The 23,870-nt window shown below is 66.1% G+C and carries 26 protein-coding genes and 1 tRNA gene; 8 read left to right on the forward strand and 19 right to left on the reverse strand.

The window, feature by feature from the left end:
* Window positions 1-38 precede the first annotated feature (38 nt).
* On the reverse strand, window positions 39-1,046 hold the full coding sequence (locus AB4Z00_RS01190; protein WP_442044536.1) for a DNA topoisomerase IB: 1,008 nt from the start codon (window positions 1,044-1,046) through the stop codon (window positions 39-41).
* Window positions 1,047-1,226: 180 nt separating this feature from the next.
* On the opposite strand from AB4Z00_RS01190, the gene AB4Z00_RS01195 reads away from it, so the two are divergent.
* Both AB4Z00_RS01195 and AB4Z00_RS01200 read left to right on the forward strand, forming a co-directional pair.
* Entirely contained in the window at window positions 1,227-1,709 is a 483-nt protein-coding gene (locus AB4Z00_RS01195) for a hemerythrin domain-containing protein (RefSeq protein WP_442044538.1), read from the forward strand.
* A gap of 120 nt (window positions 1,710-1,829) precedes the next feature.
* Entirely contained in the window at window positions 1,830-2,294 is a 465-nt protein-coding gene (locus AB4Z00_RS01200; RefSeq protein WP_134095094.1) for a pyridoxamine 5'-phosphate oxidase family protein, read from the forward strand.
* Window positions 2,295-2,388: 94 nt separating this feature from the next.
* Here AB4Z00_RS01200 and AB4Z00_RS01205 read toward each other — a convergent pair whose 3' ends face one another.
* The 3 genes from AB4Z00_RS01205 to AB4Z00_RS01215 all read right to left on the reverse strand — a co-directional run bounded on the left by AB4Z00_RS01205 (window position 2,389) and on the right by AB4Z00_RS01215 (window position 4,037).
* A complete protein-coding gene (locus AB4Z00_RS01205; RefSeq protein WP_431568697.1) occupies window positions 2,389-2,775 on the reverse strand; it encodes a DUF2501 domain-containing protein in 387 nt (128 codons plus the stop codon).
* 95 nt (window positions 2,776-2,870) lie between these two features.
* The gene (locus AB4Z00_RS01210) at window positions 2,871-3,278 is read right to left on the reverse strand and encodes a response regulator (RefSeq protein WP_134095096.1); all 408 of its coding nucleotides are present in this window, start codon (window positions 3,276-3,278) and stop codon (window positions 2,871-2,873) included.
* Between the two features lie 93 nt (window positions 3,279-3,371).
* Complete coding sequence (locus tag AB4Z00_RS01215; protein ID WP_243654007.1) at window positions 3,372-4,037, reverse strand: sigma-70 family RNA polymerase sigma factor; 666 nt, start codon at window positions 4,035-4,037, stop codon at window positions 3,372-3,374.
* 544 nt (window positions 4,038-4,581) lie between these two features.
* Here AB4Z00_RS01215 and AB4Z00_RS01220 point away from each other — a divergent pair.
* Window positions 4,582-5,376, forward strand: coding sequence for a response regulator (locus AB4Z00_RS01220; RefSeq protein WP_132261806.1), 795 nt, complete (start codon window positions 4,582-4,584; stop codon window positions 5,374-5,376).
* A gap of 146 nt (window positions 5,377-5,522) precedes the next feature.
* Here the strand turns inward: AB4Z00_RS01220 and AB4Z00_RS01225 are convergent, their stop codons facing one another.
* Window positions 5,523-5,900, reverse strand: coding sequence for a PilZ domain-containing protein (locus AB4Z00_RS01225; protein ID WP_314463706.1), 378 nt, complete (start codon window positions 5,898-5,900; stop codon window positions 5,523-5,525).
* Window positions 5,901-5,995: 95 nt separating this feature from the next.
* Window positions 5,996-7,657: a CHASE domain-containing protein gene (locus tag AB4Z00_RS01230; RefSeq protein WP_132261802.1), complete on the reverse strand. Its 1,662-nt coding sequence runs from the start codon at window positions 7,655-7,657 to the stop codon at window positions 5,996-5,998.
* A 271-nt stretch (window positions 7,658-7,928) separates the two neighbouring features.
* On the opposite strand from AB4Z00_RS01230, the gene AB4Z00_RS01235 reads away from it, so the two are divergent.
* Together AB4Z00_RS01235 and AB4Z00_RS01240 are read left to right on the forward strand one after the other, a co-directional pair.
* A complete protein-coding gene (locus AB4Z00_RS01235) occupies window positions 7,929-8,141 on the forward strand; it encodes a NepR family anti-sigma factor (RefSeq protein ID WP_132261800.1) in 213 nt (70 codons plus the stop codon).
* Window positions 8,134-8,787: a sigma-70 family RNA polymerase sigma factor gene (locus AB4Z00_RS01240; RefSeq protein ID WP_243654006.1), complete on the forward strand. Its 654-nt coding sequence runs from the start codon at window positions 8,134-8,136 to the stop codon at window positions 8,785-8,787. Before AB4Z00_RS01235 ends, AB4Z00_RS01240 begins: the two co-directional genes overlap by 8 nt.
* Before the next feature lie 165 nt (window positions 8,788-8,952).
* Here AB4Z00_RS01240 and AB4Z00_RS01245 read toward each other — a convergent pair whose 3' ends face one another.
* The 4 genes from AB4Z00_RS01245 to AB4Z00_RS01260 form a co-directional block, all read right to left on the reverse strand.
* A complete protein-coding gene (locus AB4Z00_RS01245; protein WP_132261798.1) occupies window positions 8,953-9,819 on the reverse strand; it encodes an NAD(P)-dependent oxidoreductase in 867 nt (288 codons plus the stop codon).
* Window positions 9,820-9,949: 130 nt separating this feature from the next.
* The gene (locus AB4Z00_RS01250; RefSeq protein ID WP_132261797.1) at window positions 9,950-10,552 is read right to left on the reverse strand and encodes a superoxide dismutase; all 603 of its coding nucleotides are present in this window, start codon (window positions 10,550-10,552) and stop codon (window positions 9,950-9,952) included.
* 317 nt (window positions 10,553-10,869) lie between these two features.
* A complete protein-coding gene (locus AB4Z00_RS01255) occupies window positions 10,870-11,157 on the reverse strand; it encodes a hypothetical protein (RefSeq protein ID WP_132261795.1) in 288 nt (95 codons plus the stop codon).
* 106 nt (window positions 11,158-11,263) lie between these two features.
* Window positions 11,264-11,533: a GlsB/YeaQ/YmgE family stress response membrane protein gene (locus tag AB4Z00_RS01260; RefSeq protein WP_054439274.1), complete on the reverse strand. Its 270-nt coding sequence runs from the start codon at window positions 11,531-11,533 to the stop codon at window positions 11,264-11,266.
* Between the two features lie 195 nt (window positions 11,534-11,728).
* Here AB4Z00_RS01260 and AB4Z00_RS01265 point away from each other — a divergent pair, with 195 nt between their 5' ends.
* Together AB4Z00_RS01265 and fahA are read left to right on the forward strand one after the other, a co-directional pair.
* Window positions 11,729-12,481 carry a TonB family protein gene (locus tag AB4Z00_RS01265; RefSeq protein ID WP_442044544.1) on the forward strand — a complete coding sequence of 251 codons (753 nt, stop codon included), beginning with the start codon at window positions 11,729-11,731 and terminating at the stop codon, window positions 12,479-12,481.
* 85 nt (window positions 12,482-12,566) lie between these two features.
* Window positions 12,567-13,883, forward strand: a complete 1,317-nt coding sequence (gene fahA / locus AB4Z00_RS01270) for a fumarylacetoacetase (protein ID WP_442044546.1) — start codon at window positions 12,567-12,569, stop codon at window positions 13,881-13,883.
* A 69-nt stretch (window positions 13,884-13,952) separates the two neighbouring features.
* Here the strand turns inward: fahA and AB4Z00_RS01275 are convergent, their stop codons facing one another.
* From AB4Z00_RS01275 to AB4Z00_RS01285, 3 genes are all read right to left on the reverse strand, one after another.
* Complete coding sequence (locus AB4Z00_RS01275; RefSeq protein ID WP_442044548.1) at window positions 13,953-14,876, reverse strand: NAD-dependent epimerase/dehydratase family protein; 924 nt, start codon at window positions 14,874-14,876, stop codon at window positions 13,953-13,955.
* Window positions 14,876-16,006, reverse strand: coding sequence for a glutamate 5-kinase (proB, locus tag AB4Z00_RS01280; RefSeq protein ID WP_314463717.1), 1,131 nt, complete (start codon window positions 16,004-16,006; stop codon window positions 14,876-14,878). Before proB ends, AB4Z00_RS01275 begins: the two co-directional genes overlap by 1 nt.
* Window positions 16,007-16,137: 131 nt before the next feature.
* Window positions 16,138-17,097 (reverse strand): DMT family transporter, encoded by a 960-nt coding sequence (locus AB4Z00_RS01285; RefSeq protein WP_442044551.1) that lies wholly within the window; start codon window positions 17,095-17,097, stop codon window positions 16,138-16,140.
* A 161-nt stretch (window positions 17,098-17,258) separates the two neighbouring features.
* On the opposite strand from AB4Z00_RS01285, the gene AB4Z00_RS01290 reads away from it, so the two are divergent.
* Window positions 17,259-18,587 (forward strand): family 1 glycosylhydrolase, encoded by a 1,329-nt coding sequence (locus tag AB4Z00_RS01290; protein WP_442044553.1) that lies wholly within the window; start codon window positions 17,259-17,261, stop codon window positions 18,585-18,587.
* A gap of 10 nt (window positions 18,588-18,597) precedes the next feature.
* Here the strand turns inward: AB4Z00_RS01290 and AB4Z00_RS01295 are convergent, their stop codons facing one another.
* The 6 genes from AB4Z00_RS01295 to AB4Z00_RS01320 all read right to left on the reverse strand — a co-directional run bounded on the left by AB4Z00_RS01295 (window position 18,598) and on the right by AB4Z00_RS01320 (window position 23,792).
* Window positions 18,598-19,545: an alpha/beta hydrolase gene (locus AB4Z00_RS01295; protein ID WP_442044555.1), complete on the reverse strand. Its 948-nt coding sequence runs from the start codon at window positions 19,543-19,545 to the stop codon at window positions 18,598-18,600.
* 172 nt (window positions 19,546-19,717) lie between these two features.
* Entirely contained in the window at window positions 19,718-20,773 is a 1,056-nt protein-coding gene (obgE, locus tag AB4Z00_RS01300; RefSeq protein WP_132261783.1) for a GTPase ObgE, read from the reverse strand.
* 162 nt (window positions 20,774-20,935) lie between these two features.
* Window positions 20,936-21,011: transfer RNA gene (locus AB4Z00_RS01305), tRNA-Ala, on the reverse strand.
* Window positions 21,012-21,235: 224 nt separating this feature from the next.
* Window positions 21,236-21,931: a hypothetical protein gene (locus AB4Z00_RS01310; protein WP_132261781.1), complete on the reverse strand. Its 696-nt coding sequence runs from the start codon at window positions 21,929-21,931 to the stop codon at window positions 21,236-21,238.
* Between the two features lie 163 nt (window positions 21,932-22,094).
* Window positions 22,095-22,835: a Bax inhibitor-1/YccA family protein gene (locus AB4Z00_RS01315; protein WP_132261779.1), complete on the reverse strand. Its 741-nt coding sequence runs from the start codon at window positions 22,833-22,835 to the stop codon at window positions 22,095-22,097.
* A 147-nt stretch (window positions 22,836-22,982) separates the two neighbouring features.
* A complete protein-coding gene (locus tag AB4Z00_RS01320) occupies window positions 22,983-23,792 on the reverse strand; it encodes a pyrroline-5-carboxylate reductase (protein ID WP_314463727.1) in 810 nt (269 codons plus the stop codon).
* Window positions 23,793-23,870 lie beyond the last annotated feature (78 nt).

Here is a 23,870-nt window from a genome sequence, read left to right on the forward strand (position 1 = left end):
CACTTGCTCCGTCTCTCCAGACCTGACCTTCTCGGGCACTAACCCCAGCTTGCCGCCGGCGGCGCGGCTTCGAGAAAGGCCATCAATCCCCGTTCCTCGCGCGCGAGCCACCGGGTTCGGCGCGGGAGTTCGGACGGCAGCTTCGGCACCGGATCGCTTGCGCGCACGAAAGCGATCAGCGCTGGATGGACGTAGGACTTGCGGGCGATCGCCGGCGTATTGCCGAGATGCTCCGCCACGTCCTCCAGCAGGCCCTTGAGTGTCACGTCCGGCTCCTGCCAGATCCGGGCAAAGGCCAGGGCACTGGCTGCGAACGTGCGGAAATCCTTGGCCGAAAAATCATCGCCCATGGTTTCGTGCAGGTAATCGTTCACATCCTGCGAACCCACGGGACAAGCGCAGCCCTCCTCATCGAGATACTGGAACAGATGCTGCCCCGGCAGGTCCTGCATCTTGCGCACGCAGGCCACCACCGCGCGGTCGCTGGACATGACCTCGCGCAGCTTGCCGTGCTTGGCGCGGAACCGCAGCTTCAGCGTGCGTCCTTTCACCGTCGCGTGCCGACCCCGCAGCGTCGTCGCGCCGAAACTGCGGTTCTGTTCGGCGTAGCGCTCGTTGCCGATGCGGATCGCCGCACTGTCCAGCAAGGCCACGACCGAGGCGATCGCCCGCTCCCGGCAGAGGCGCGACAGGGCGAGATCCTCGGCCACGCGCTGGCGCAGGCCGGGCAGCGCCTCGCCGAAAGCGGCGCAGCGGTCGAACTTGCGCGCGTCGCGGTCGGCGCGCCAGTCGGGATGGTAGCGATATTGCTTGCGCCCCCGCGCATCGAAGCCGGTCGCCAGGAGATGCGCCTCGGGATCGGCGGAGAACCAGCAGTCGACATAAGCGGGCGGCAGGGCGATGCGATTGAGCCGGTCGATCTCGTCTCGGTCCTTGATGCGGTCTCCATCGGGGTCGAAATAGGCCCATCTGACGATCTTGCCGCCCTTCACCGGCTTGCGGCTGATGCCGGGCTCCGTTTCTTCGGCAAATGTCAGACGGGGCATCGATCTATCCTGTGGTCGCGATATCGGTCAGCCTCGGGGCCGTTCGGCCTGCGGGCATCTCCCCCAGGAAAACGCACGATATGGCGCGAGGTTGTCGGCCACCGGTAGGCGCTGCGGAACCGCAACGCGGGGGCGCCCGTTCCTTCGGCAACACGAATTGCCCCAGGAAGGAGCGACACCATGGCCGATGCCCGTATTTTCAAGGATCTCAAGGCGGACCACGACCGCCACCGCGACATGCTGGCCCGTCTGGGCGACACCCAGGGCGACAGCCCCGAACGCCGCGAACTGTTCGAAGCGCTGCGCCAGGAACTCCAGGCCCATGCCGCCGCCGAGGAGGAGTCCCTCTATGCGACGATGTTGGCCTGCCCCGACCTTCGCGACGAAGCGCGCCACTCCGTTTCGGAGCACAAGGAGATCGACGATTTCCTGGGCGAGCTGCTGGACATCGACATGAGTTCGAGCGCCTGGCTCATGAAGTTCAAGGACATGCGCCACCGCTACCTGCATCACATCGACGAGGAGGAGGAAGAGATGTTCCCTTCGGCCGCGAAGACACTCTCGGCCGAAGCCGAACAGAAGATGGCGAAGACTTTCGAAAGCCGCAAACCCAAGGAACTCCAACTGGCGGCGGAACAGAAGCCGGGCGATGAGCGCGAATAGCCGGCCCTGCCCCGCCGCGCCGTTCGGTGCGTTTGCGAACGCGCCGAACGCGCCATGCGGTACGGGAACATCCGGGGCTTTGGCGGCGTTGCTTCGTTAACAACCAGGAGGAGACCTGCCATGGAAAGCCACGTCCGCGAGAGGTTCTGGAAAGCCTTCGCCGCCAGCCCGTTCATGATGATCAAGCTCGATGCCGCACATGGCCATGCCGAGCCGATGACCGCCCTGCTCGACAAGGAAGCGCACCACGCCGTGTGGTTCTTCTGCAAGCGGGACAACCGCATCGGCGCCGGCGGCCGCGCGATGGGCCAGGTCATGACCAAGGGCCACGATGTATTCGCCTGCGTTTCCGGCACACTGGTCGAGGAAACCGACCGCGCCGTGCGCGACAAGCATTGGAGCAATGCCGTGGAGGCATGGTTCCCCAACGGCAAGGACGATCCCTCCATCGTCATGCTGCGTTTCGAGGTCGACGATGCCGAAGTCTGGACTTCGGACGTCGGGATCACCGGCCTGTTCAAGCTGGCGACCGGCGGTACGATCGATCCGTCAAAGGCTGGCGAGCACGAGGTAGGCGCGGTCTGAATCCCTCGTCGATCGCGCGACCGAGTGCTCCCGGGGGGCGCGAAGGCCAGCCCCTTCGCGCCCCTTCTCGTGTCCGACCGTAAGAGTCAGGGCGTCAGAGGAAGGATCGGGACTGCTTGAGCACCATGTTGCACACGGTCTTGCGAACGGACTTGGGCGCCTTGTCCAGAGAATAGGGCGCCTTGCCCGCGCTGATGAGGTTGCCCGAAGTGCCGGACTGGTAGTCCTCCGATTGCTGGGAGACCTCCGGCTTCTTGGAAAGCTGGCCGAAGACGGAATTGCCCTCCACCGAATCCACCAGCTTCTGCTTCATGCAATAGCTCAGCACGCCCGCGGCATTGCCTGCGCCAGTGGAAGCGACATCGGGCAAGGCCGAGCTGCCGATGGCGCCAGGATTGATCTGGCTGGGGATTTGCGCCTGCGCGGTGCCGGTCAGCACGGCGAGCGCGATAAGGGGGAAAGTGTAGCGGCGAAGCGTCATGGTCGGCTCCCTGCAAAAGGCCTGGGACCGAAACGGTCCCGCGCCTTGCGGCCATACCATACACTATCCCCGCCGTCAGGCAGGAAGCAGCCCCATCAGGCGCGAAGCAGCGGTTCCAGTTCGGCGGGACGCGCGTGGTCCGGGCAGTCTTCCATCGCGTAAGCGATAGCGGAGAGGATAGCCTGCCGCGAAAACGGCTTCTGGACGATGCCCACCGCGGTCTGGGCCGGCTTGTCGATCTGGCCGGGATTGGCGGTGACGTAGATCACGCGGGCGCCGAAGCGCAGGGCGAGATCGCGCGCCACGGCCGGGCCGGTGAGCCCGTCGCGCAAGTTGAGATCGACCAGCGCAACATCCGGGGCTTCCCCGAATGCCGCCACGGAGGCGGCATCGGGGAAAGTGCCCAGGACGGCGTGGCCGCCGTCCGAAAGGATGTCTTCGAGTTGTAGCGCCACCAGAAACTCATCTTCGACGATGAGGATCTTGGCGGCTGCCTGTATCATCGCGCCCAAGACACTGTTCCCAAAGACTCAGGCCTTGAAAGCGAGGGCCTCGAAAGCGAGCGCGTTGTAAGCGACCGGGGGGCCACTGCGGCGTCAGGCTGCGATGGCATCCCGTTCGTCCACGTTGGCGATCTTCACCAGTTCGGCGAAGAAGGCGTCGATTGCTTCGCCGGTGAGGACGAAGTTGTGGCGGAAATCGGGAAGCTGGCCCGACTCGATCACCTTCGACAGCATCGCGCGGGCGCGGCAGATGCGGCTCTTCACGGTACCCAGGGCAATGCCGCAGATACGCGCGATTTCCTCGTAGGAAAGATTGCCGGCAGCCACGAGGATCAGGGCCTCGCGATAGGTTTCCGGAATGGCGGTGAGTGCACGAAGCACGTCCGCCAGTTCGACAGCGCTTTCCTGGCTGGCTTCGGCGCGCAGGATGCGTTCCGCTGCCAGTTCGTCGTACTCGCCGTGGAAGCGGGCGCGGCGGGCTTCGCTATAGAAGTGGTTGCGCAGGATCGTGAAGGTCCAGGCCTTGAAGTTGGTGCCCGCTGCATAACGCTCGCGTGCGGCCCATGCGCGCAGCATGGCTTCCTGGGCAAGGTCGTCTGCCCGATCGCGGCAACCGCAGAGGCCGCGGGCGAATGCACGAAGATGCGGCGCCACTTCGGCAAGCGCGCGCTTGAAATCCCGGTCGCTGAGGGCTGCCACTGGCACGGCCACGGCCTTCACTGTTTCGGTGCCGGCGCTGGTTTCGGTTGCTGCGGACATTGCGTTCCCTCCTTGGCTGACCACGTTTCATGGTCCGTCGAATTGGCAAACGCGACTAATGCACACAAAGTTCCCGAAGAGTTCCGCAGACACGCAGCAGCGACGGTTTTCTACGTTCGATACAAGACAGAACGAGCCGGATGCGCGATCTTCAGTGAAACCCGCGAGTTGGCAGCCTCGATGGTCCAGGCTCGGCAACTCGCAACCGCAGGTCAAATCCACGGCAGCCAGTGCAATTTTTTTCGTTCATCTTGGGAACATCGCCGGCCCGTAAACTTTGAGGCCTCCGTCCACTCGAAAGTGAACGAAGGCCTCCGGGATCGGGTCACCACCGGTTTGCGGGGGGTGGGGGAGCCAGTGGTGATACCGAGCAAACGAGCGACCCTCGACTTGGTTCCCGCGAATGCTGGCTTTCGGAGAAAAATTTTGAGGTTGCCCTGCACCCCTTGCGGCGTCAGAAATCGATGACTGGTCGGGAGGGGCGCGGGCCACCGATACGATGAAGAACACAGGAAGATGACTTCCCACGATCCGAGGAATTTCAATGTCCGTCTCTGATCAGATCGCCATGCAGCTGCCCTATCTGCGCCGTTACGCACGCGCGCTGACCGGCTCGCAGCAGTCGGGCGATACTTACGTTCGCGCCACTCTGGAAGCGGCCCTGGCCGACAAGCTGCTGCGCGAGGATATCGCCCGCAGCCGCGCCGCGCTCTACGCCGCCTTTACCCGCATCTGGGCGACCGGCCATGTCGAGGAGCCCGGCCTTTCGGGCGAGAGCGGCCAGCACGAACAGGCGGCGCAGACCCGCCTCGCCACGATTGCGCCCACCCATCGCCAGGCCCTGCTGCTGACCACGGTGGAAGAATTCTCGCGCGAGGATACTGCCCGCATTCTTGCGGTTTCGCCCGAAGAGGTCGATGCCCTCGTTGCCCAGGCGATCCTCGAGATCGAGAGCGAAAGCACCACCGACGTTCTCATCATCGAGGACGAGCCGCTGATCTCCATGCAGCTCGAAGGCCTCGTCAGCGAACTGGGCCACCGCGTGGTCGGCACTGCCGCCACCCATGCCCAGGCGCTCGACATCTTCGAACGCTCGCCTGCCGGACTGGTGCTGGCCGATATCCAGCTGGCCGATGGCAGCTCGGGCATCGAAGCGGTGGAAGACCTGCTCAAGTTCGGCGACGTACCGGTGATCTTCATCACCGCCTATCCCGAACGCCTGCTCACCGGCGAGCGTCCGGAGCCGACTTACCTCGTCACCAAGCCTTTCCAGGAAGCGACCGTGCGCGCGGCGATCAGCCAGGCGCTGTTCTTCGGTTCGAGCAAGCCGCTCGGCTGAACCTGTTCCAGACTTCGGCGTCGCGCCCGGCCCAGCGGCCGGCGCGGCGCTGACGCGTTCCGGCCGCTGATACGGGCTCGACGCATGGAACCATACCAGCTCGGGTGAAGGGCAGTCGTCCCCCGCCCCGGCCGGTTATCCGCCCGTCACACCCGAGGCGCGCTTCTGCGCTCCCCTGCGTCCAGCGGCGGCAAAGTCCGGCCGAAACGGTCGCGCGGGGTTTGCTCGTCGAACGAGAGCGGCGGCGGCTGGAAACCGAGGTGGCGCACGACCGCCTCGTGGATCGGCGCCAGGAACCGCACGCCGGCGCATCCCCCCACTTGCCAGACGACTTCCCCCGGCACGAGCTGGTCGCGGCAGAGATCCAGCTCCAGCCGCGTTCCCCTGCCGGGTCCGTCCTTCGGAAATTCCAGCATGCAGCCACCGGCCGACAGGTCGTAGAGGAAAGCGCTCCCCACCGTTTCCCCGTCCCGGCATTCGATCTTCTTTTCGACGATGTGTCGATCCCAGCTACGCGCGTCCATGTCCCACCTCCCGGATGAACGATTGTTCATCCTAACCGGCATTCACCTAAGTTTTGGTGAAAATCCCGAAAGACGACATGGAGTACCGGCGCGCGCTATTTGCGGTCGGTCCTCAACGCGAATTCGCGGCTGGCGCGCACCGGCACCTTGAGGCGGCATTCGACGCCTTCCGGCTTGAAGCGAAGATCCACTTCGGACTTGAGTTCGTGCGCGACGATCTTCTCGATGAGGTCGCGGCCGAACCCGCGCTTGACGGGTTCGCGCACGGGTGGACCGCCCTCCTCGCGCCAATCGAGTTCGGCCAGATCCGGGCTGACCAGCACCCAGTTGACGTGAATACGCCCGCCGCTGCTGCTGAGCGCGCCGTACTTGGCGGCATTGGTGGCCAGCTCGTGAATGGCCAGGCCCAGCGACATCGCGTCGTTGGGGGCCAGGCGGATCTCCGGCCCGGACAGCTCGACGTGGCTTTCGTTGCCCTCCATGTAGGGCGCCAGTTCGGAGCGGACGACATCGCCCAGGATCGCATGAGTCCAGTCGGACTGCGAGAGCAAGTCGTGCGTGGCCGAAAGCGCCCGGATGCGGGCGGTGAGGCTTTCGGTGAAATCGTCGATGTCTGAGGCCCGCCGCCGGGTGAGCGCGGCGATCGACAGCACGTTGGCAAGGGTATTCTTGACGCGGTGGTTAAGCTCACGCGTCAGCGAATTGCGGATCGCGGCCTGGCTTTGCAGCCATTCCAGCACCATGCGGTCTTCCGCCGCACGCCGCGTGATCAGCCGGCCGATCGCCATGACCATCAGCGAGGCGAGCGCACCGAAGAACAGGGTGATGCGCGAGGCGGTCGACAGCACGCCGCTCTTGCGGTCGCTGATGACAACCACCCAGGTATGGCTGCCGAGATCGATCCGGCGCTCCATCTGCGGCCCCGAGGAACCCTCGGTGCGCCGTTCGGCCAGGAGTTTTTCCGGCTCCACCGCGCCGTCATAGACACCGAGGTCGATATTGTTGTTGCGGTAGAGTTCGCTGGCGGATTCCAGGAAAGTCTCGGCGCGGAACGGGCTGAACACGAAGCCCTTCACCTGCCCGCCGGAGCGCGGCGCGATGACGGGCATGTAGATGAGGAAGCCCGGCGTCTGCTTCCTGTCGCTGACGTCCTGAACCAGGTGGACTTTGCCCGAGGCAACCGGCTTGCCCAGCTTGATCGCCCGCTCCATCGCCGCGCGGCGAACGTCTTCCGACAGCATGTCGTAGCCCAGCGCGGCACGGTTCGTGCCGTCGTCGGGTTCGAGATAGACGATCGGCGCCAGATTGCGCCGCGAAACGTCGGGACGGGGGTAGACCAGGAAGTCCGGTCGGTCGCTGCCCTGGATCGACAGCTCCAGGTTCGAAAGGCGGTCGGCGGGCACCAGCGGCGCCCAGCCCATGCCCAGCGAGCCGTAGAGATCGCCCTTGCCCTGAAGGTCCTCCGCGAAAGAGCGGAACTGGCCGGCGCTGACGTTTTCCTGAGTCGCGAAGAGCGCCGCCCCGGCGCGCAGCAACGCGATGTTCTCCGTGGCGCGGCGCTGCAACGCCGAAGCGATCTCGGTAAGATTGCGGTCCAATTCGACCTGCCGCGTCTGGCGATCAGCCCGCTCAATGGCCATGACCGAAACCGCCGTGGTGATCGAGGCGATCACGAACAGCAGGAACGGCCAGCCGCGCGGGTACTTGTGGAACCACGCCTGTTTCTGAACCCTGTCCAGCAGGGCTTGGTCAATCACCGGAAATCCACGCCATTTCAGCCGAGCCGAATCACTTCTCAAGAGCATTGCCATGCTCCGGACCATTCGCAAGCCAGCCCAGGACAAGACTTCATAGCAGAGGGAACCAAGACAGGCCTCGATTGTTCCAACGAAAACGACGTTCGGTTGCCTTGCCGGCGATAGGACAGCGATCAGGTGTGCCATCGACGGCGTTGCAACGCGGTTGCAGCATGACTCTTGACCCGCTCCCCGCCAGCAAGCAAGTGTTCAGGTTGCGATGGAGTCAAAGTTGAATCAATCCGAAGGACATGGCGCCGACCGCCGCGTCGCCCCTGGAGGGGGTGATACGGCAACGCCTGGGCTACCGCCGGAAGTCCGCAAGGACGGCGAACCGGGCTGGGCCGGAGGGTTGAGGAAGCTTTACAACTCCGTGGTGGACGAACCGCTTCCGGACAGCTTCAAGGATCTTCTCAAGAAGCTGGACGGGGCGGACGATGCCTGACGCCAAGGCTTCCTTGCCCGGCCGGTCAGGCGCCGAAAGCCCACCCCACTCCCCCACCCCGCCCGAACCGACGAGCACCGCGAAGGAACCCGCGGTAACGCGCGTCGATCCCAGCATTCCCCGGCCCGAGGACGACGAGTTCCGCCGCGAACTCCTGACCGTGCTGCCGCATTTGCGCGCCTTCGCCCGCGGCTTGTCAGGCCGTCCCGATTTCGCGGACGACCTCGTGCAGGAGGCCGCGATCAAGGCCTGGACCGCGCGCGACCGCTACACGGCCGGCACCAACATGCGCGCCTGGACTTTCGCGATCCTGCGCAACCACTACTTGTCCGAGCTGCGCAAGAGCAAGCGCCAGACCGACCTCGACGAAGGCGCGGTGGAGCGGATGCTGGTGATGGAGGCCGATCAGGAAGGCCCGCTGCATCTCGGCGACATGGAGACAGCCCTGCAGAAGCTGGCGCCCGAGCGGCGCGAGGCCGTCCTGCTGGTCGGCGCCTCGGGGTTCAGCTACGAGGAAGCGGCCCAGATCGCCTGCTGCCCCATCGGCACGATGAAAAGCCGCGTCGCCCGCGCCCGCGCCGACCTGGCCCGCATGCTGGATGGCGAGGCCGACCTGCTCGAAGTGGGCGAGCGCCGCAAGGGCTGACGGCCCCATCGGCCGGACTGGCCGAGACTGCCCCCACCTCTGCCGTGCCTGGGGCTTGCTAGCCGCGAAAGTTCCGTTGAACGTCCACCGCAATGATCTGGTTCGGCAGCCGCGAGGGGGCCAATCGCTCTCCCTCGCGGTGCCGTCTCGCCCTTGCCGGAAGCCTCAGCCCCGGGCGGTGTCGATGGTGTGTTCGGCCATGACGGCCCAATCGCGGTCCGCATGGCCGGCCGCAATGGCCTCCCCCATGCGCGCGTGCACGGCATCGAGCATCGGCAGACTGCCTTGCGTGCCCGGAGCGGTTTCCGCCGCCAGTTCACGCGCCAGGCGAAGGTCCTTGAGGCCGAGTACGGCCTTGAAGCCCGGTTCGTATTCGCGCGCGGAAATGATGCCCGAATAGTTCTGATAGACCCGGCTGCCGAACAGGGTGCCCAGGATCAGCTCGAAGAACTTCTCGCGCGGGAGGCCCTTGCCTTCGGTCAGCACGACGGCTTCGGCCATGCCCTCGATCGCCATGGTAATCATCATGTTGCAGGCGATCTTGGCGGCATTGGCCACCGTGGCGTCCTCGCCCATGTCCCAGACCTTGCCGGCGATCGCCGCGAAGACCGGCTCCAGCCGCGCGCCATGTTCGGCGGGACCGCCGAGGATCACGTTGAGCTGGCCCGCCGCCGCCACATCGGGACGGCCGAGCACCGGCGCCGAAAGATAGCCCACGCCCGCCGCCGCATGTCGCTCCACCAGTTCGCGCGCGAAAGCGACCGAGATCGTGGAGCACACGAGATGGATGACGCTTTTCGGCGCAGCATCCAGCACACCGCTGTCCAGCAGGACTTGTCGGATGGCCCCGTCCTCGGAGAGCATGGTCAGCACCGCGTCGCCGGTGAAGGCCTCTGCCGGGGTGGCAACCATCTCGACGCCTTCCACCGCGCCGCCCGAACGATTCCATGCCCGCACCCGGTGCCCTGCCGCCGCCAGGTTGCGCGCCATGGCGCTGCCCATCGCGCCCAGACCGATGAAGCCGATGTCCATATTCAATTCCCGAAAAAAGGAGGAAACAGGTGTGCCGGACATGCTGCGGGCCGGATCGCGCCTTCCAGCGGCGACCCGGCCCGTTTCAGCATGTCATGTCACCCCGCGCATCGCTGCGCGGAGCGAGAAATCAGGCCGGATAGGTCCAGGCCGTGCCGCGGTCGAAGTTGTCCGACGCGAACTTCCAGTTGATGAGGTTCTCCAGAACCGTCTTCACGTAGGCCGGGCGCTTGTTCATCTGGTCGATGTAGTAGGCGTGCTCCCAGACATCGATGGTGATGAGCGGGTTGACGTCGGTGGTGATCGGGGTGCCCGCGTCATGGGTCGAAATGACCTTTAGCTTGCCACCGTCCACGACGAGCCATGCCCAGCCCGAAGCGAAGTGATTGACGGCTTCGTTCGAGAGCGCTTCGAGCAGCGCGTCCAGCGAACCGAAGTCGTTGGTGATCGCGGCCAGCAGGCTTTCGCTCGGCGCGGTCTTTTCCGGGCTCAGCGAGTGCCAGTAGAAACCGTGATTCCAGGTCTGGGCGGCATTGTTGAACAGCGGGCCCGAGGCGAGCTTGGCGATTTCCTCGACCGACTTGTCGGCGTTGTCCGTGCCTTCGACGGCAGCGTTCAGCTTGTCGACGTACGTCTTGTGGTGAGCGCCGTGGTGAATTTCGAGCGTCTTGGCCGAGATATGCGGTTCGAGCGCGTCCTGCGCGTAGGGCAGCGGCATCAGCTGAATGGTCATGGCTGTCTTCCTGTTTCAGGTTGTCAAAGGCTTGGACCTGCACGCCCACCTTGGCAGGGTTGGACGGCACGTCATATGGGACGTCGAACTTTCGGGGGCTATGTCTGCCCTCTTGCCCGACAATTCAAGCATCTATTGGCCGCATTTTGATTGCACGGCCGGATAGTTTCGCTTCGCACCGGGTGCCTGTGCCTTCCCCTTGCCCGGGAAAGGCGACACCGGGAAATGGACCTGACGAAAGGAGCCGGCCCAACGAAAGAAGGATGGCGGAACCCGCCATCCTTCCTGTCTTCTTGCGATGAGGGTCGCGGAACGGATCAGTGCTGTTCCTTGATCCGATCTGCCTTTTCTTCCAGCGCGTCCGACTTGGCCTCGCCTGCCGCCTGGACGGCATCGGCCTTTTCATCCACGGCCTCGGAAGCAGCGCCGGTCATCTGGTCCGCCTGGTCGCGCATGGCGTCTGCGGCGGAGTCGGACGACTGCTCGACCGCGTCGGCCTGCTGCTCGGTGGCATCGTCCGCCTTGTTGTTGCAGGCCGCGAGGCCCAGCGAACCGGCAGCGACGACAGCGATCATGGCAAGACGCGAAGTGTTGATGGCTTTCATGTCAGGCTTCCTTATCCCTGTTGAAAAGGGCGCGTTCGGGGTTGGAGGACGCGCCAGCCTCCTTGGCGACTTATAAGAGTCGCAACCTACCGTTTAGCCGCCAATCTTAGCGAATGGAACCGCGACGGAAGAGGTTCACGATCGCCAGAAGGACAACCGCACCCAGGAACGAAGCGAACAGCGACATGATGTCGAACGCACCGCTGGTGATGGGCGCACCGCCGATCAGCGGGGTGATGATGAGGCCCGCGATCAGGGCGCCGACGACACCGACGACCACGTTGAGGAAGACGCCCTGCTGCGCATCGGTGCGCATGAGGATCGAAGCGAGCCAGCCGATGACGCCACCGACCAGGAGAATAAGAAGTAGAGTCATTGTTGCTTCTCCGAAATTGTCTCGTTGGCGGAATAACGATGATGTCGAGCCATGGTTCCGCAACATGTGATCGTCCTGCCGCAGCAAAGGCGATTCCTCGGCACCGGTCGCCACTTGCGGGACCTTTCGCAGGCGCGACTTGTTTTCCCGGCACCGGGGTTGGTCCGGTGGGTCTCGACGGGGAAGGAGCAGGTCTTGCACGCGCCGCGACGCGACAGGTGGGTTTCCGCACTGGCATCGGCCACCGTCGTCGGTGCCGGGCTGGCCGCCCTGGCGTTCGGGCTGGGCGTGGACCTGCCGCAGCTTCCTGACCGCGCTGCGCTGACGGCCATGGTGACCGTGCCGGATCGGCCGCCTCCCACGCCCACAGCGACGCCCACACCCTCACCGCGCAAGGAGGAGTTCGCCGCAGCGCCCAAGGCCGCCCCCGCGCCTGAGGGACGCAGGGCCAGGGCCACCCCCCTGGTCGCGCCGCCGCCGCGGATCGTCCTGCCCGTTTCCCCGCCGATCATCGCCGCGCCGCGCCCCGGACAGGGCGCGCAATCGCCCCAAGGCACGGGAAAGAGCGGTTCCGGCCCCGGGGCGGGCGGCACCGGGAGAGGCAACGGCGGCGGCGGCCAGGGCGGCGAGGGATCGGGCGCGAATGCCGGCGTGGCGCAATTCCCCCGCCAGACCTCCGGACGCCTCCACTACTCCGACCTGCCGCCCGACTTGCGCAAGTCCCGCAGCGGCGGCGACATCACGGTACGCTACCGGATCGGGACGGACGGCCGGGTCAGCGGCTGCACCGTGGTTTCCTCCAGCGGCCGGCCGGACCTCGACGCCGGGACCTGCCAGCGCATCACCGAACGCTTTCGCTTCCGCCCGGCCCGCGACGCCCGCGGCGATCCGGTGCCTTTCGTCATGACCGAGACCCATGGATGGGACGATGTCCAGGAAGGCCCGTGACGCGGCCTGTGCGACCGGCTAGTGAAGCGCTCCCATCGAGAAACGCGCGTCACGGACGCCCAGCACCAACGGAAGAGGTAAGACCATGGCCACGATCGACGAAACCCATGACCGCGCTCTGCGCTCCTGGGTCGAAAGCGCGAACGGCCACGGCGATTTTCCGATCCAGAACCTGCCCCTCGGCGTCTTCTCGCGCCGCGATGAAGCTGCCCGGGGCGGCATCGCCATCGGGGACATGATCCTCGACCTCGGCGCGCTGGCCGCCACGACCCTGCTCGAAGGCGATGCGCTGGACGCCGCCCGCGCCGGAGCGGGCGAAACGCTCAATCCCCTGCTGGCCCTGGGTGCCGGCCCGCGCCGCGCGCTGCGCCGCCGTGTCTCCGCGCTCCTGGCCGAAGGCGCGGCCGAGCGCGCGCAAGTCGAAGCGCTGCTGGTGCCGATGGCCGAAGCCACGCTGCACCTGCCCGCGCGCATCGCGGACTACACCGATTTCTACGTCGGCATCCATCACGCCACCAATATCGGCAAACTGTTCCGCCCCGACAATCCGCTGCTGCCCAACTACAAGCACGTTCCCATCGGCTATCACGGCCGTGCCTCCACCGTGCGGGCGAGCGGCGTCCCGGTGATCCGTCCCAACGGCCAGACCAAGGCGCCCGATGCCGAAGCGCCTTCGTTCGGCCCCATCGGACGGCTGGACTACGAATTGGAACTCGGCGTGTGGATGGCGCAGGGCAACACGCTCGGCCAGCCCATACCCATCGACGCCGCGCTCGACCACGTCGCCGGACTGACCCTGCTCAACGACTGGTCGGCGCGCGACGTCCAGGCCTGGGAATACCAGCCGCTCGGGCCGTTCCTCGCCAAGAACTTCCTCACCACCGTCTCGCCCTGGATCGTGACCATGGAAGCGCTCGCCCCGTTCCGCATGGCCCAGCCCGCGCGGCCAGAAGGCGACCCGCGCCCTCTGCCCTATCTCTGGAACGAGGCCGACCAGCGCGAGGGCGCGCTTGCGCTGGACCTCGAAGTCAGCCTCAGCACCCGGACGATGCGCGAACAGGGCCTGCCCGCCCAGCGCCTCAGCCGCGGCCCGGCCCGCAACATGTACTGGACGATCGCGCAGATGGTGACGCACCATGCATCGAACGGCTGCGAGATGAACCCGGGCGACCTGCTGGGCACCGGGACGATCTCCGGCCCCGATGACGGCTCGCAGGGCAGCCTCATGGAGATCACCCGCTCCGGCCGGGAAGCCCTGACCCTGCCCACCGGCGAAACGCGCACCTTCCTTCAGGACGGCGACGAACTGGCGCTGTCCGGCCGCTTCGTGGCGGAAGGCGCCGTGTCGATCGGGTTCGGGACCTGCACCGGGGTGGTGCAGCCGGCGATTGCCCTGAACTAGTGCGGCAGGGTTTGCCGGGGTAGCGCCACAACCGGGCTACCTCGGCCCCGTTCGATTAGCGGGATCCGCTCAAAGCCAGTCGTTCGCGCGGTACCACTCGGCCGTGGCGCGCAGCCCGTCGCGCGTATCGATACGCGGCTCCCAGATCGAGGCCGGCACCGCCGCCCCCGCGCTGACCACCCAGTCCGGGTGGCTGAAATAGGCCGCGCGGTCGGCGGTCATCTTCGCCCCGTCGCCGCGCAGGAACTGGTCCACTTTCGCCGCCTTGCGCAGCGCTCCGGCGGAAAGCGACAGCACGCGCGCACGGCGGCCGACGGCCGCACCGATGGCGCGGGCCATCTCGGCATTGTCCCAGCCGTGGACTTTGCCGTCGTCCGGTTCGAACAACTTGCCGGTCACGTCCTCGCCGCCCGGAACCAGCGCCACCAGCAGGCGGGCAAGGTCCTCGACATGGATCATCGAGGCGCTGCCGCCCTTGGGCACCGGCACGAGGCCCCAGCGCGCCGCGCGGAACAGCTCGAACATTTCCTTGTCGCGCGGGCCGTAGATCGCAGGCGGGCGCACGATGGTCCAATCGAGCGGGCTGGCGCGCAAGAGCTTCTCGGCCTTGGCCTTGGAGGCCCCGTAGGCGGAGAGCTGCGGTTCGCGCGCGGAGAGCGAGGAGACGAACACGAAGCGCCGGATGCCCTTGGCCACGGCCGTCTCGATCAGGTTCAGCGTCCCGGCGACATTGCCCGCTTCGTATCCGGCCGGGTCGGGCGCATTGACCACGCCGGCAACGTGGAGGATCGCCTCCGCCCCGCGCGTCAGTTCGGAAAGGGAGCCGGTGTCGCGCAGTTCGCCGCGCACCCAGGTGACGTTCGCGCGCGGCTCCTGTTCACGGCGGGCGAGCGCGCGGACATCGTATCCGGCGGCAACGGCCTCATCGAGCAGGCTCTGGCCAACGAAGCCGGTGGCGCCGGTCAGCGCGATGGTGGGGCGGTCGAGTTCCATTACTTCAAGACAAGCTGATCGCGATGCACGACGGATGAACGGGGCGCGTAACCGAGCACTTCGGCCTGCTCGCTGGAGTGCAGCCCGCGGATCGCGGTGCATTCGCCAGCGTGATATTCGGAAAGGCCATGGGCCAGGACCCGTGCCTCGGGGTCGACGATGGCTACCGGGTCGCCGCGTTCGAAGGCTCCCTCCACCCGCGTCACGCCCTTGGCCAGCAAGCTCGATCCCCGCAGCAGGGCAGCGGCTGCCCCGGCATCGACGTGGATGCTGCCCTTCAGCCGCAGCCGTCCGCCAAGCCAGGCCTTGCGCGCGCCGGCCCGTCGGCGGGGCAGGAAGAGCGTGCCGATGCCCTCGCCGATGATCCGCGCGACCGGGCGTTCATGCTGGCCATTGCCGATGACGAGGCAGATGCCGGCCAGTTCCGCGATCTCCGCGGCCTGCAGCTTCGAAACCATGCCGCCCGAGCCCATGCCCGAATTCGACTCGGTACTGGCCATGGCGTGGACCTCGCCGGTCACGCCTTCGACCACCGGGATCATCCTGGCACCCGGCTCCCGGGGATGGCGATCGTAGAGCCCGTCGATGTCGGAGAGCAGCAGCACGGCGCTGGCCTGCGCGGCCTGGGCAACGCGCGCGGCAAGGCGGTCGTTGTCGCCGAAGCGGATTTCCTGCGTGGCGACCGAATCGTTCTCGTTGATCACCGGCACGGCCCCCGCATCGAGCAGCCGCGTGAGCGTGGCCGTGACGTTGAGGTAGCGGCGGCGGTCTTCAAGGTCTTCCAGCGTCAGCAGCATCTGCGCGGCAGTGAGGCCGTGGCTGCCGAGCAATTCCGCCCAGAGGCCGGAAAGCGCGATCTGACCGACAGCGGCCGCCGCCTGGGCATCGGCCAGCGAGCCGCGTCCGCCCTTTTCCAGGCCGAGCGTGGCCGCGCCAAGGGCGATCGCGCCGGAGGAAACCACGATCACATCCTGCCCGCGTGCGCGCGCCTCGGCGATTTCCGCCACCAGCGCCGTCAGCCACGCGCGCCTTACGCCCTCTTTGCCGACGAGCAGCGCCGAGCCCACCTTGATGACGAGGCGGGGGGCAAGGGCTCTGTCGGAGAGATCGGAAAGACGCGATACAGGCATGGAGGCAGTGCCTCTAGGACAGTTGCCGCCCGCTGGAAAGCGCTCGCTTGCGAAAGGCGCTACGCCCCGTCCCGCCACGGGAACGGCGAGACGCCCGGATCAATCAGGCCGGATCGGTCAGGCCGGGTCGATCAGGCCGGGTCGATAAGCACCGTCTGCGCCCGCCGCGCCTTTCGGGCCTTGAAGATTTCGTGACCGCTGACCAGCAGGATGCCCGCCAGGACCATCAGCGCACCGGCGATGAAGGCCGCGTCCAGTCGTTCGCCCAGCAGAACGACCCCGAACAGCACGCCGAACAGCGGCGTCATGAACGAGAGCACGCCCAGTCGCGAGGCCAGGTAGACGCGCAGGAGTCCGAACCAGACGAGCAGGCTGATCAGCGACATGAAGACCACCTGAAACACCATGCTCACGCCCAGCAGCACGGTCGGCCGCGCATATGTCTGTCCGGTGCCGGCCGCCAGCAGGCCCAGCAGCACGAAAGCGCCGAGCAACTGGTAGAGCGTGGTGACCGAACTGGGCGCCTGCGAGAGCCGGGAGAATCGCAGCGTCAGCGTCGTCGCGCCCCAGGCGGCGCCTGCGCCGATGCCCATGAGGTCTCCGATCCAGGCCGAATCGCGCCGCGGGCCATCCGCTCCGCCGCCCAGGAACGAGACCGCGACACCGCCGAAAGCCGCGGCGATGCCCAGCCATTGCAGCGGGCTCAGGCGTTCCTCGGGCACCCGAAAATGCAGGCCGAGCGCGGTGAAGATCGGGGCGGTGTAGAGGAAGATGCCCATGTGCGAGGCGCTGGTGAAGCGCAGCCCCTCGCCCATGAACAGATATTCGAGCGCAAAGAGCGCGCCGATCGCCAGCCCCGCCTTCCATGTCCCGCCGCGCAGGGCATGTCCTTCCTTCCGCATGAACACCAGCGCGGCGATGAACAAGGCCGCGATGCCAGAGCGCAAGGAAATCTGAAGCACCGGCGCCATGTCCGGCGCCGCTGCTTTCAGCGCCGTCTGCTGCATGCCCCAGATCGCGCAGAGGCCGACCATGAGCAGGGCCGCACGGCCGTCCACGGGTTTGCGCGAAAGAGGCTGGTCGATGTCCATGATCCGGCCCTTAGCGCCCGCGCCGGGGTGGCGGCAGTCCCTTTTTGTCGCGGCCATTCGGTCAGGTCCGACGATGCGGGTTTCATTTTAGATTTATCGTTCTAATTTTACATTCTTGGCCGATTCGAAACGAAACCGGCGCGAACAGGGAGAAGAACCGCGTGATCGACCGCCGAACCATGCTGGCCGCCACGGCCGCCGGGGCCACGCTTGTGAGCACCTCCACCCTGGCGCGCACGGCCAGGCCCGTCGATCCCAAGTTCCCGGACGGCTTCCTCTGGGGCGCGGCAACGGCGGCGCACCAGATCGAAGGCAACAACGTCAACAGCGATGTCTGGGCCATGGAGCACGCCAATCCCACGGTCTACATGGAACCCTCCGGCGACGCCGCGAACAGCCTGGCGCTCTGGCCGGTGGACCTCGACCTGGTGAAGGGCCTTGGGCTCAACACCTATCGCTTCAGCCTGGAATGGGCGCGCATCGAGCCTGCCAAAGGCCAGTTCTCGATCGCCATGCTCGATCATTACAAAGCCATGATCGAGGGCTGCAATGCGCGCGGCCTCAAGGCGATGGTGACGTTCAACCACTTCACCACTCCCGCCTGGTTCGCAGCGCAGGGCGGATGGTCCCATGCCGAGGCTCCTGCCCTTTTCGCCCGCTATTGCGACCGCGCAGCCCGCCATCTCGCCGCGGGGATCAGCCATGCCACCACCTTGAACGAGCCCAATCTCAGCGGCTTGCTGGACGTTGTCCTTCCCGGCGACATCGGGCCGCGCCTGCTCGGCGCGGACAAGGCCATGCAGGAAGCCGCCGCCCGCGAGCATGCCGTCGCCCGCTTCCTGCCCGGCAATCCGCTCTACGTCGCTGACCCGGAAGTGGTGCAGGGCAACCTCCTGGCCGGACACAAGGCCGGGCGCGCGGCGATCAAGGCCGTGCGGAGCGACCTGCCGGTCGGGGTCAGCCTTGCCGTGATCGACGATCAGGCCGCCGGCCGCAACAGCCTGCGCGATGCCATGCGCGCCAAGCTCTACCTGCCCTGGCTGGAGGCCGCGCGCGGCAACGACTTCGTCGGCGTGCAGAACTACGAGCGGACGGTCTGGAACGACAAGGGCCGCCTGCCCCCACCCAGCGGCGCGGAAACCAACGACGCCGGCTCCGAAATCTACCCGGCATCCCTCGCCGGAGCGGTGCGCTATGCCCATGCGGTCAGCGGCGTGCCGGTGATGGTTACCGAGCACGGCATCAATTCGGCCGACGACACCAAGCGCGCGCGGCTGATCCCGGCAGCGCTGGCCGAACTCAAGCGCGCCATGGACGATGGCGTGCCCGTGCTCGGCTATATGCACTGGTCGCTGGTCGACAATTACGAATGGGTTTTCGGTTACAAACCGCAGTTCGGCCTGCACACGCTGGACCGCACGACCTTCAAGCGCACACCCAAGCCCAGCGCCGCCGTGCTGGCCGCCATCGCCCGGCGCAATTCGCTCTGAGGGAAAAGCCTCAGCCCGCGGGCGTAGTGGGCGACGGTGGCGGCGGGGACGAAGGCGGCGGAGACGAAGGTGGTGGGGGCTGGGCCCCCTCGATCATGAACCACGGCGTCCCCCCGCCTTCATAGGGCGGCGCGGGATAGAGCCAGCGCAGCGCGTCCTCCGCCGCATGGTGATAGACGGTGGCATGCGAAGCGCTCTTGCTGAAATCGTCGTAGCGCAAGGTGACGCGGTCCGCCGGCTGGCTCTCGAGGAATGTGCGCAGTCGATCGATCCCGTCCTGCATGGTCCCACCCTCGTCGCCCACCGCCAGATAGAGGCGAGCCTTGGCAAGCCCCTTCACGCGGGCCGTCCGGTCGAGATGAGCGAGCGGCCGGCGGTCGTCCCACCAGAGGCTGGGGCTGATCGCCACATAGTCGGCGAAAAGCGCGGGATCGTTGAGCAGGGTATCGACCACGAAGAGGCCGGCCAGCGATTCACCCATGATCGCGCGGCGCTCTCCGGTGCGGAAGCGTGCTTCCACGAAGGGGATCACCTCCTGGCGCAGGAAGCGGCGAAAGCGGTCCGCTCCGCCGCTTTCGGGAAATGCGGAGAGGTAGCGGGGATCGGTGGGCCGCGACGTCAGTTCCGCGCGGCGGTTCCTGGTTTGCACGCCGACCACGATCATCGGGCCATAGGTCCAGCTCAGCGAAGCAAGGTTGGCGAGGCCCGCGATATGCTGGAAGTCCTGATCGAGCGCGCCGTCCAGCAGGTAGACCACCGGATAGCGATCGTGCGACGCCGCGTAGCCGGTCGGCAGCCAGACGTTGACTTCGCGCGTGTCGCCCAGCACCGCCGATGGGAGGCTGTAGCTCGTGCCGATCTCGATCGGACGGCTGGCGACCGGAGCGGGCTCTGCCGCAGCAGCGCGAAGGGGCGACAGGAGCAGGCCCGCCGCCAGTGCCATGTGCATGATCTTCATGGCAAAGCTGTAGCCGGAGCGAGGCCCGGCGCCAACTCAAACCGTCACGGCGAACGACCCGGTGCCTCCGGGTCGAAACGCCGAAATCAAGGCGCCGCCGTTAATATGCGGGCCGTCAATATGGGGGCCGGCAATATGGGGCCGGCAATATGGGAGCGTCAAATAGCCGAGATCAAATCGGCGACCAGGGCTTGTCGTCGGATTCCTCGCGCTCGCCTTCGGGACGCTCGGTGACGGTGGCCGCGGGAAGGTAGTCGATCACCGCGTCCAGCAGCTTCGACATGCCCTTGCCGGTCGCGCCGGAGATCGGGAAGACTTCGTCCGCCCCGGCCTTCAGCAGTTCCTTGGCATAGGCCGCGGCCAGATCGTCGTCCACGAGGTCGATCTTGTTCAGCGCGACCAGGCGCGGCTTGTTCTCGAGATCGCCGCCATAGGCCGCCAGTTCTTCCTCGACGACATGCATCGCTTCCACCGGATCGGTGTTCGAGATGTCGATGAGGTGGACGAGCACACGGCAGCGCTCGATATGACCCAGGAAGCGGTCACCGATGCCCGCACCATCGGCGGCGCCGGCGATCAGGCCCGGAATGTCGGCCAGCACGAATTCGCGATTCTTGTGCATGACGACGCCAAGCTGCGGGCGCAGGGTGGTGAAGGCATAGTCGCCGACTTTCGCCTTGGCGTTCGACAGCTTGTTGATGAACGTGGACTTGCCTGCGTTCGGCATGCCGACCAGGCCGACGTCGGCCAGCAGCTTCAGGCGCAGCCATACCCACATTTCCTGTGCGGGAATGCCGGGCTGGTGCTGGCGCGGAGCGCGGTTGGTGGAGGTCTTGTAGCTGGCGTTGCCGCGACCGCCCATGCCGCCTTCCATCAGCGTCACGCGCTGGCCGGCCTCGGTCAGGTCGGCCAGGACCGTTTCGCGATCCTCGTCGTCGACGATCTGGGTGCCGACGGGAACCTTGATGACCAGGTCCTTGCCGGCCGCGCCATTGCGGTTCTTGCCCATGCCGTGGCCGCCGCGCGGAGCCTTGAAATGCTGGGTGTAGCGGAAATCGATCAGGGTATTGAGGCCCGCAACCGCCTCGAACACGATGTCCGCGCCCTTCCCGCCGTTGCCGCCGTCGGGTCCGCCGTACTCGACGTACTTCTCGCGCCGGAACGAAACCGCGCCGGGGCCGCCTCCGCCCGAACGGATGTAGATCTTGGCCTGGTCGAGAAAGTGCATCTTGTATGTTTCCGGCGCGTTCAAAGACGTTCAAAGGCGAAGGGACAGCGGCAGAGCCTTTATCCGTCCATCGCAGATAAACAAAAAACCCGGCCATGTCGCGTCAAACGCCTCATGCCGGGGTAGACCCGGGCAGACCCGGATCGCTTCAGAATTTCATACTGGTGGAGCCGAGGGGGATCGAACCCCTGACCTCGTCATTGCGAACGACGCGCTCTCCCATCTGAGCTACGGCCCCGTTCCAGTATTTTCGCTGGGACGACAAGCGCCTTCGCGAGGCGTCCCCTTAGCGAAGTGCTCTTCCGCATGAAAGAGCAAAAATGCACCGGGCCGAGATTCGATTCCCGAGATCTGGTACCCGAGACTCCCCCCGAATTCGGCCGGAAGAGAACTGGTCCTGTCAGGTTCGGAGCGGGGCAGGATCGCGGCCTTGCGCGCCCCTGCCCGCTCGCCCCTTCGGGCTTACCGCGAGTAGGCCTGCTGGCTCACCGTGGGCGCTGCCGCCACCGGCGTCGTGCCCGAAGGCGCGCTGGCCGAGGCGCCCGCGCCGTAGCGCGCTTCCCAGGCGGCCAGATCGGCGCGGTACTGGTCGTAGCTGTTGAAGAACTCCTTGAAGGGAGCCTCCGCCTTGGCAAGGCCGCTCACCGCGAAACCGTCAAGCTGGCCGGCCGGCACGGCCTGGAGATCGACCGCGAGACCCATCGCCGCGTTGCAGAGCGCAGGAACGACGGGGGGCAGCGCGAAGAAGTTGTAGACCTGGGTCTGATAGGCTTCGCGCTCGCGAACGGACTTGGCGCCGAACCGCGACTTGAACTCCTTGTCGAGTTCCTTGTTGGCCGCCGTCAGGCTCTTGACGTGCTTTTTCAGGAAGTCCTTGTAGCCCGCCAGGATCGGCTCGTACTGCGGCCCAACGCAGTTCAGCGCCGCGACATTGTAGGCAGAGCGCAGGTTCCACAGGGACTGGGCAGCCGAGATGCCCGAATTCACCGTACGGCGCGAACCGTCCACGGCCAAGACCGGCACGATCATGTTCGGCGCGGCGCCCAGCGGCGGCATCGGCCGCGGCGGGATCACCACCACGGGCGGCGGCGGCGGCGGCGCAACGGCAACCTCCTTGGGTCCGCAGCCGGACAGCATGGCGACGAGCGAGCCCGTCATAATGGCAAGGCCGCGCAAAAGGCCTTTTTTCTTCAGGTTTACCACCCCGGACACTCCAGTTCTCACGATGGCCGGGATTCTATCTCGTCTTGACTCCAATGAAAATGCCCGGTGCGACGAATCGCACCGGGCATGATCGTTTCATCCGTCAAAAAACGGTGGATTAACGGCGATCGCCCAGGAAGCTCAGCAGGAACTGGAACATGTTGATGAAGTCCAGGTAGAGGCTGAGCGCGCCCATCACCACGGCCTTGCCGAGGAATTCGGTGCCGCGAAGCTGTGCGTACTGGTTCTTGAGCATCTGCGTGTCATAGGCAGTGAGGCCGGCGAAGATCAGCACGCCGAGCACCGAGATCGCCAGCTGCAGCACCGTCGAACCCACGAAGATGTTGATCAGCATCGCGATCAGAATGCCGAACAGGCCCATGATCAGGAACGTGCCGAAGCCCGAAAGGTCCTTCTTGGTGGTATAGCCCACCAGGCTCAGACCCGCGAAGGCCGCAGCCGTTGCGAAGAAGGTCGTGGCGATCGACGTGGCGGTGAAGGCCAGGAAGATCGTCGACAGCGACAGACCCATGACCACGCAGAAGCCCCAATAGAGCATCTGGAGGGTCGAGGTCTTCATACGGTTGAGGCCGAAGTTCATCGCCATCACGAAGCCCAGCGGGGCGAGCATGATGACCCAGCGCAGCGGGGTGGTCAGCACCTGCATCGCCATGCCGGAGGAAGCGAACAACAGCGCCACGATGCCCGACAGCAGCACGCCCGAGGCCATGTAGTTGTAGATGGACAGCATGTAGCTGCGCAGGCCCGCGTCATACGTGGCCCGGCCGGCTTCGCGTCCGTCAAGGCTCGGAGACGCACCGAAGCCCGTGCCGGGCTGGGGGTCGTTCCAATTCGCCATTTCAAACTCCCTTTCACAGGCGCTTGCGAAATGCGGCACCCGTACAGGCACGAATATCTGCTGTCCGGCCTCCGAATTCAAGGAAAACCGGCGGATCGACTTTGTGTCAAAATGTAAAGACTGTCGGAACCCGCCGGAATACGGCGATCAGGCCTTGCGGGCCTCCGCGGCCATTTCGGCGTTACGGTCGCGCGAAGCGGCCATCGTGGCCGCAATCAGGCGCGTCAGGGCGTCGCCTGCATCGAGCACGTTCATGCCGGCGCGGGTCGACCCACCGGGGCTGGCCACCTTGTCCGCCAGTTCGCCGGCCGAAAACGGCGAGGCGGCCGCGAGCTGCGCCGCCCCTTCGACCATGGCCAGGGCAAGCCGCTGCGACTGTGCCTCGTCCAGCCCGAGCGACACGGCCCCTGCCGTCAGCGCATCGATGAAGCGGTAGACGAAGGCGGGGCCGCAGCCTGCCAGCGCCGTGACGGAATCGAACAGCGCCTCTTCCGCCAGCCACTCCGGGGTGCCGAGATGCGCCATCATTGCCGTGACCGCTGCGCGCCCCGTCTCATCGAGACCGCGCGAATCCAGCGCGATCGGCGACTTGCCGATGGCAGCGGCAAGGTTGGGCATGATCCGCACGACGGCGCCCGCCGCGGGGAACCGCGCGGCAAGGCTCTCGAACTCCACACCTGCAAGAATCGAGAAGAGCGTCGTCTCGCGCCCGACCAGCGCGCCGATCGCCGGGGCGGCCTCATCCAGGCCCTGAGGCTTGATACCCAGCATGACCACGTCGAAGCGACCTTCGCGCGGCAGTTCGCCGAGCAGGGTCACGCCCTCGGGCGCTTCGGTGCGCTTGGGATCGACGATGGTGAAACGCGATGCGGCGATGCCGCCCTTCAGCCAGCCCTCCAGCATGGCGCCGGCCATATTGCCGCAGCCGACGAGAAGGATGTTCTGAAACCGCTCCATGTCATTCCCCTTGCGCGAGACCTTGCGACGTCCCGGCGCCTAGAGCGCTTTCCAAGCAGATGGGATCACCTGATTGCT

Origin of the sequence: Novosphingobium sp. YAF33 (assembly GCF_052113265.1) — a bacterium.
In the GTDB taxonomy this organism is placed as follows: domain Bacteria; phylum Pseudomonadota; class Alphaproteobacteria; order Sphingomonadales; family Sphingomonadaceae; genus Novosphingobium.

What these genes read in the sequence shown, in the direction of transcription:
- AB4Z00_RS01260 (WP_054439274.1), bottom strand. Translation starts at nt 11,533, where the DNA reads ATGACTCTACTTCTTATTCTCCTGGTCGGTGGCGTCATCGGCTGGCTC.
- AB4Z00_RS01215 (WP_243654007.1), bottom strand. Translation starts at nt 4,037, where the DNA reads ATGTCCGCAGCAACCGAAACCAGCGCCGGCACCGAAACAGTGAAGGCC.
- proB (WP_314463717.1), bottom strand. Translation starts at nt 16,006, where the DNA reads ATGCCTGTATCGCGTCTTTCCGATCTCTCCGACAGAGCCCTTGCCCCC.
- AB4Z00_RS01245 (WP_132261798.1), bottom strand. Translation starts at nt 9,819, where the DNA reads ATGGACATCGGCTTCATCGGTCTGGGCGCGATGGGCAGCGCCATGGCG.
- AB4Z00_RS01285 (WP_442044551.1), bottom strand. Translation starts at nt 17,097, where the DNA reads ATGGACATCGACCAGCCTCTTTCGCGCAAACCCGTGGACGGCCGTGCG.
- AB4Z00_RS01315 (WP_132261779.1), bottom strand. Translation starts at nt 22,835, where the DNA reads ATGGCGAATTGGAACGACCCCCAGCCCGGCACGGGCTTCGGTGCGTCT.
- AB4Z00_RS01295 (WP_442044555.1), bottom strand. Translation starts at nt 19,545, where the DNA reads ATGAAGATCATGCACATGGCACTGGCGGCGGGCCTGCTCCTGTCGCCC.
- AB4Z00_RS01210 (WP_134095096.1), bottom strand. Translation starts at nt 3,278, where the DNA reads ATGATACAGGCAGCCGCCAAGATCCTCATCGTCGAAGATGAGTTTCTG.
- fahA (WP_442044546.1), top strand. Translation starts at nt 12,567, where the DNA reads ATGGCCACGATCGACGAAACCCATGACCGCGCTCTGCGCTCCTGGGTC.
- AB4Z00_RS01250 (WP_132261797.1), bottom strand. Translation starts at nt 10,552, where the DNA reads ATGACCATTCAGCTGATGCCGCTGCCCTACGCGCAGGACGCGCTCGAA.
- AB4Z00_RS01320 (WP_314463727.1), bottom strand. Translation starts at nt 23,792, where the DNA reads ATGGAGCGGTTTCAGAACATCCTTCTCGTCGGCTGCGGCAATATGGCC.
- AB4Z00_RS01195 (WP_442044538.1), top strand. Translation starts at nt 1,227, where the DNA reads ATGGCCGATGCCCGTATTTTCAAGGATCTCAAGGCGGACCACGACCGC.
- AB4Z00_RS01255 (WP_132261795.1), bottom strand. Translation starts at nt 11,157, where the DNA reads ATGAAAGCCATCAACACTTCGCGTCTTGCCATGATCGCTGTCGTCGCT.
- AB4Z00_RS01310 (WP_132261781.1), bottom strand. Translation starts at nt 21,931, where the DNA reads ATGACGGGCTCGCTCGTCGCCATGCTGTCCGGCTGCGGACCCAAGGAG.
- AB4Z00_RS01205 (WP_431568697.1), bottom strand. Translation starts at nt 2,775, where the DNA reads ATGACGCTTCGCCGCTACACTTTCCCCCTTATCGCGCTCGCCGTGCTG.
- AB4Z00_RS01240 (WP_243654006.1), top strand. Translation starts at nt 8,134, where the DNA reads ATGCCTGACGCCAAGGCTTCCTTGCCCGGCCGGTCAGGCGCCGAAAGC.
- AB4Z00_RS01275 (WP_442044548.1), bottom strand. Translation starts at nt 14,876, where the DNA reads ATGGAACTCGACCGCCCCACCATCGCGCTGACCGGCGCCACCGGCTTC.
- AB4Z00_RS01200 (WP_134095094.1), top strand. Translation starts at nt 1,830, where the DNA reads ATGGAAAGCCACGTCCGCGAGAGGTTCTGGAAAGCCTTCGCCGCCAGC.
- AB4Z00_RS01220 (WP_132261806.1), top strand. Translation starts at nt 4,582, where the DNA reads ATGTCCGTCTCTGATCAGATCGCCATGCAGCTGCCCTATCTGCGCCGT.
- AB4Z00_RS01225 (WP_314463706.1), bottom strand. Translation starts at nt 5,900, where the DNA reads ATGGACGCGCGTAGCTGGGATCGACACATCGTCGAAAAGAAGATCGAA.
- obgE (WP_132261783.1), bottom strand. Translation starts at nt 20,773, where the DNA reads ATGCACTTTCTCGACCAGGCCAAGATCTACATCCGTTCGGGCGGAGGC.
- AB4Z00_RS01190 (WP_442044536.1), bottom strand. Translation starts at nt 1,046, where the DNA reads ATGCCCCGTCTGACATTTGCCGAAGAAACGGAGCCCGGCATCAGCCGC.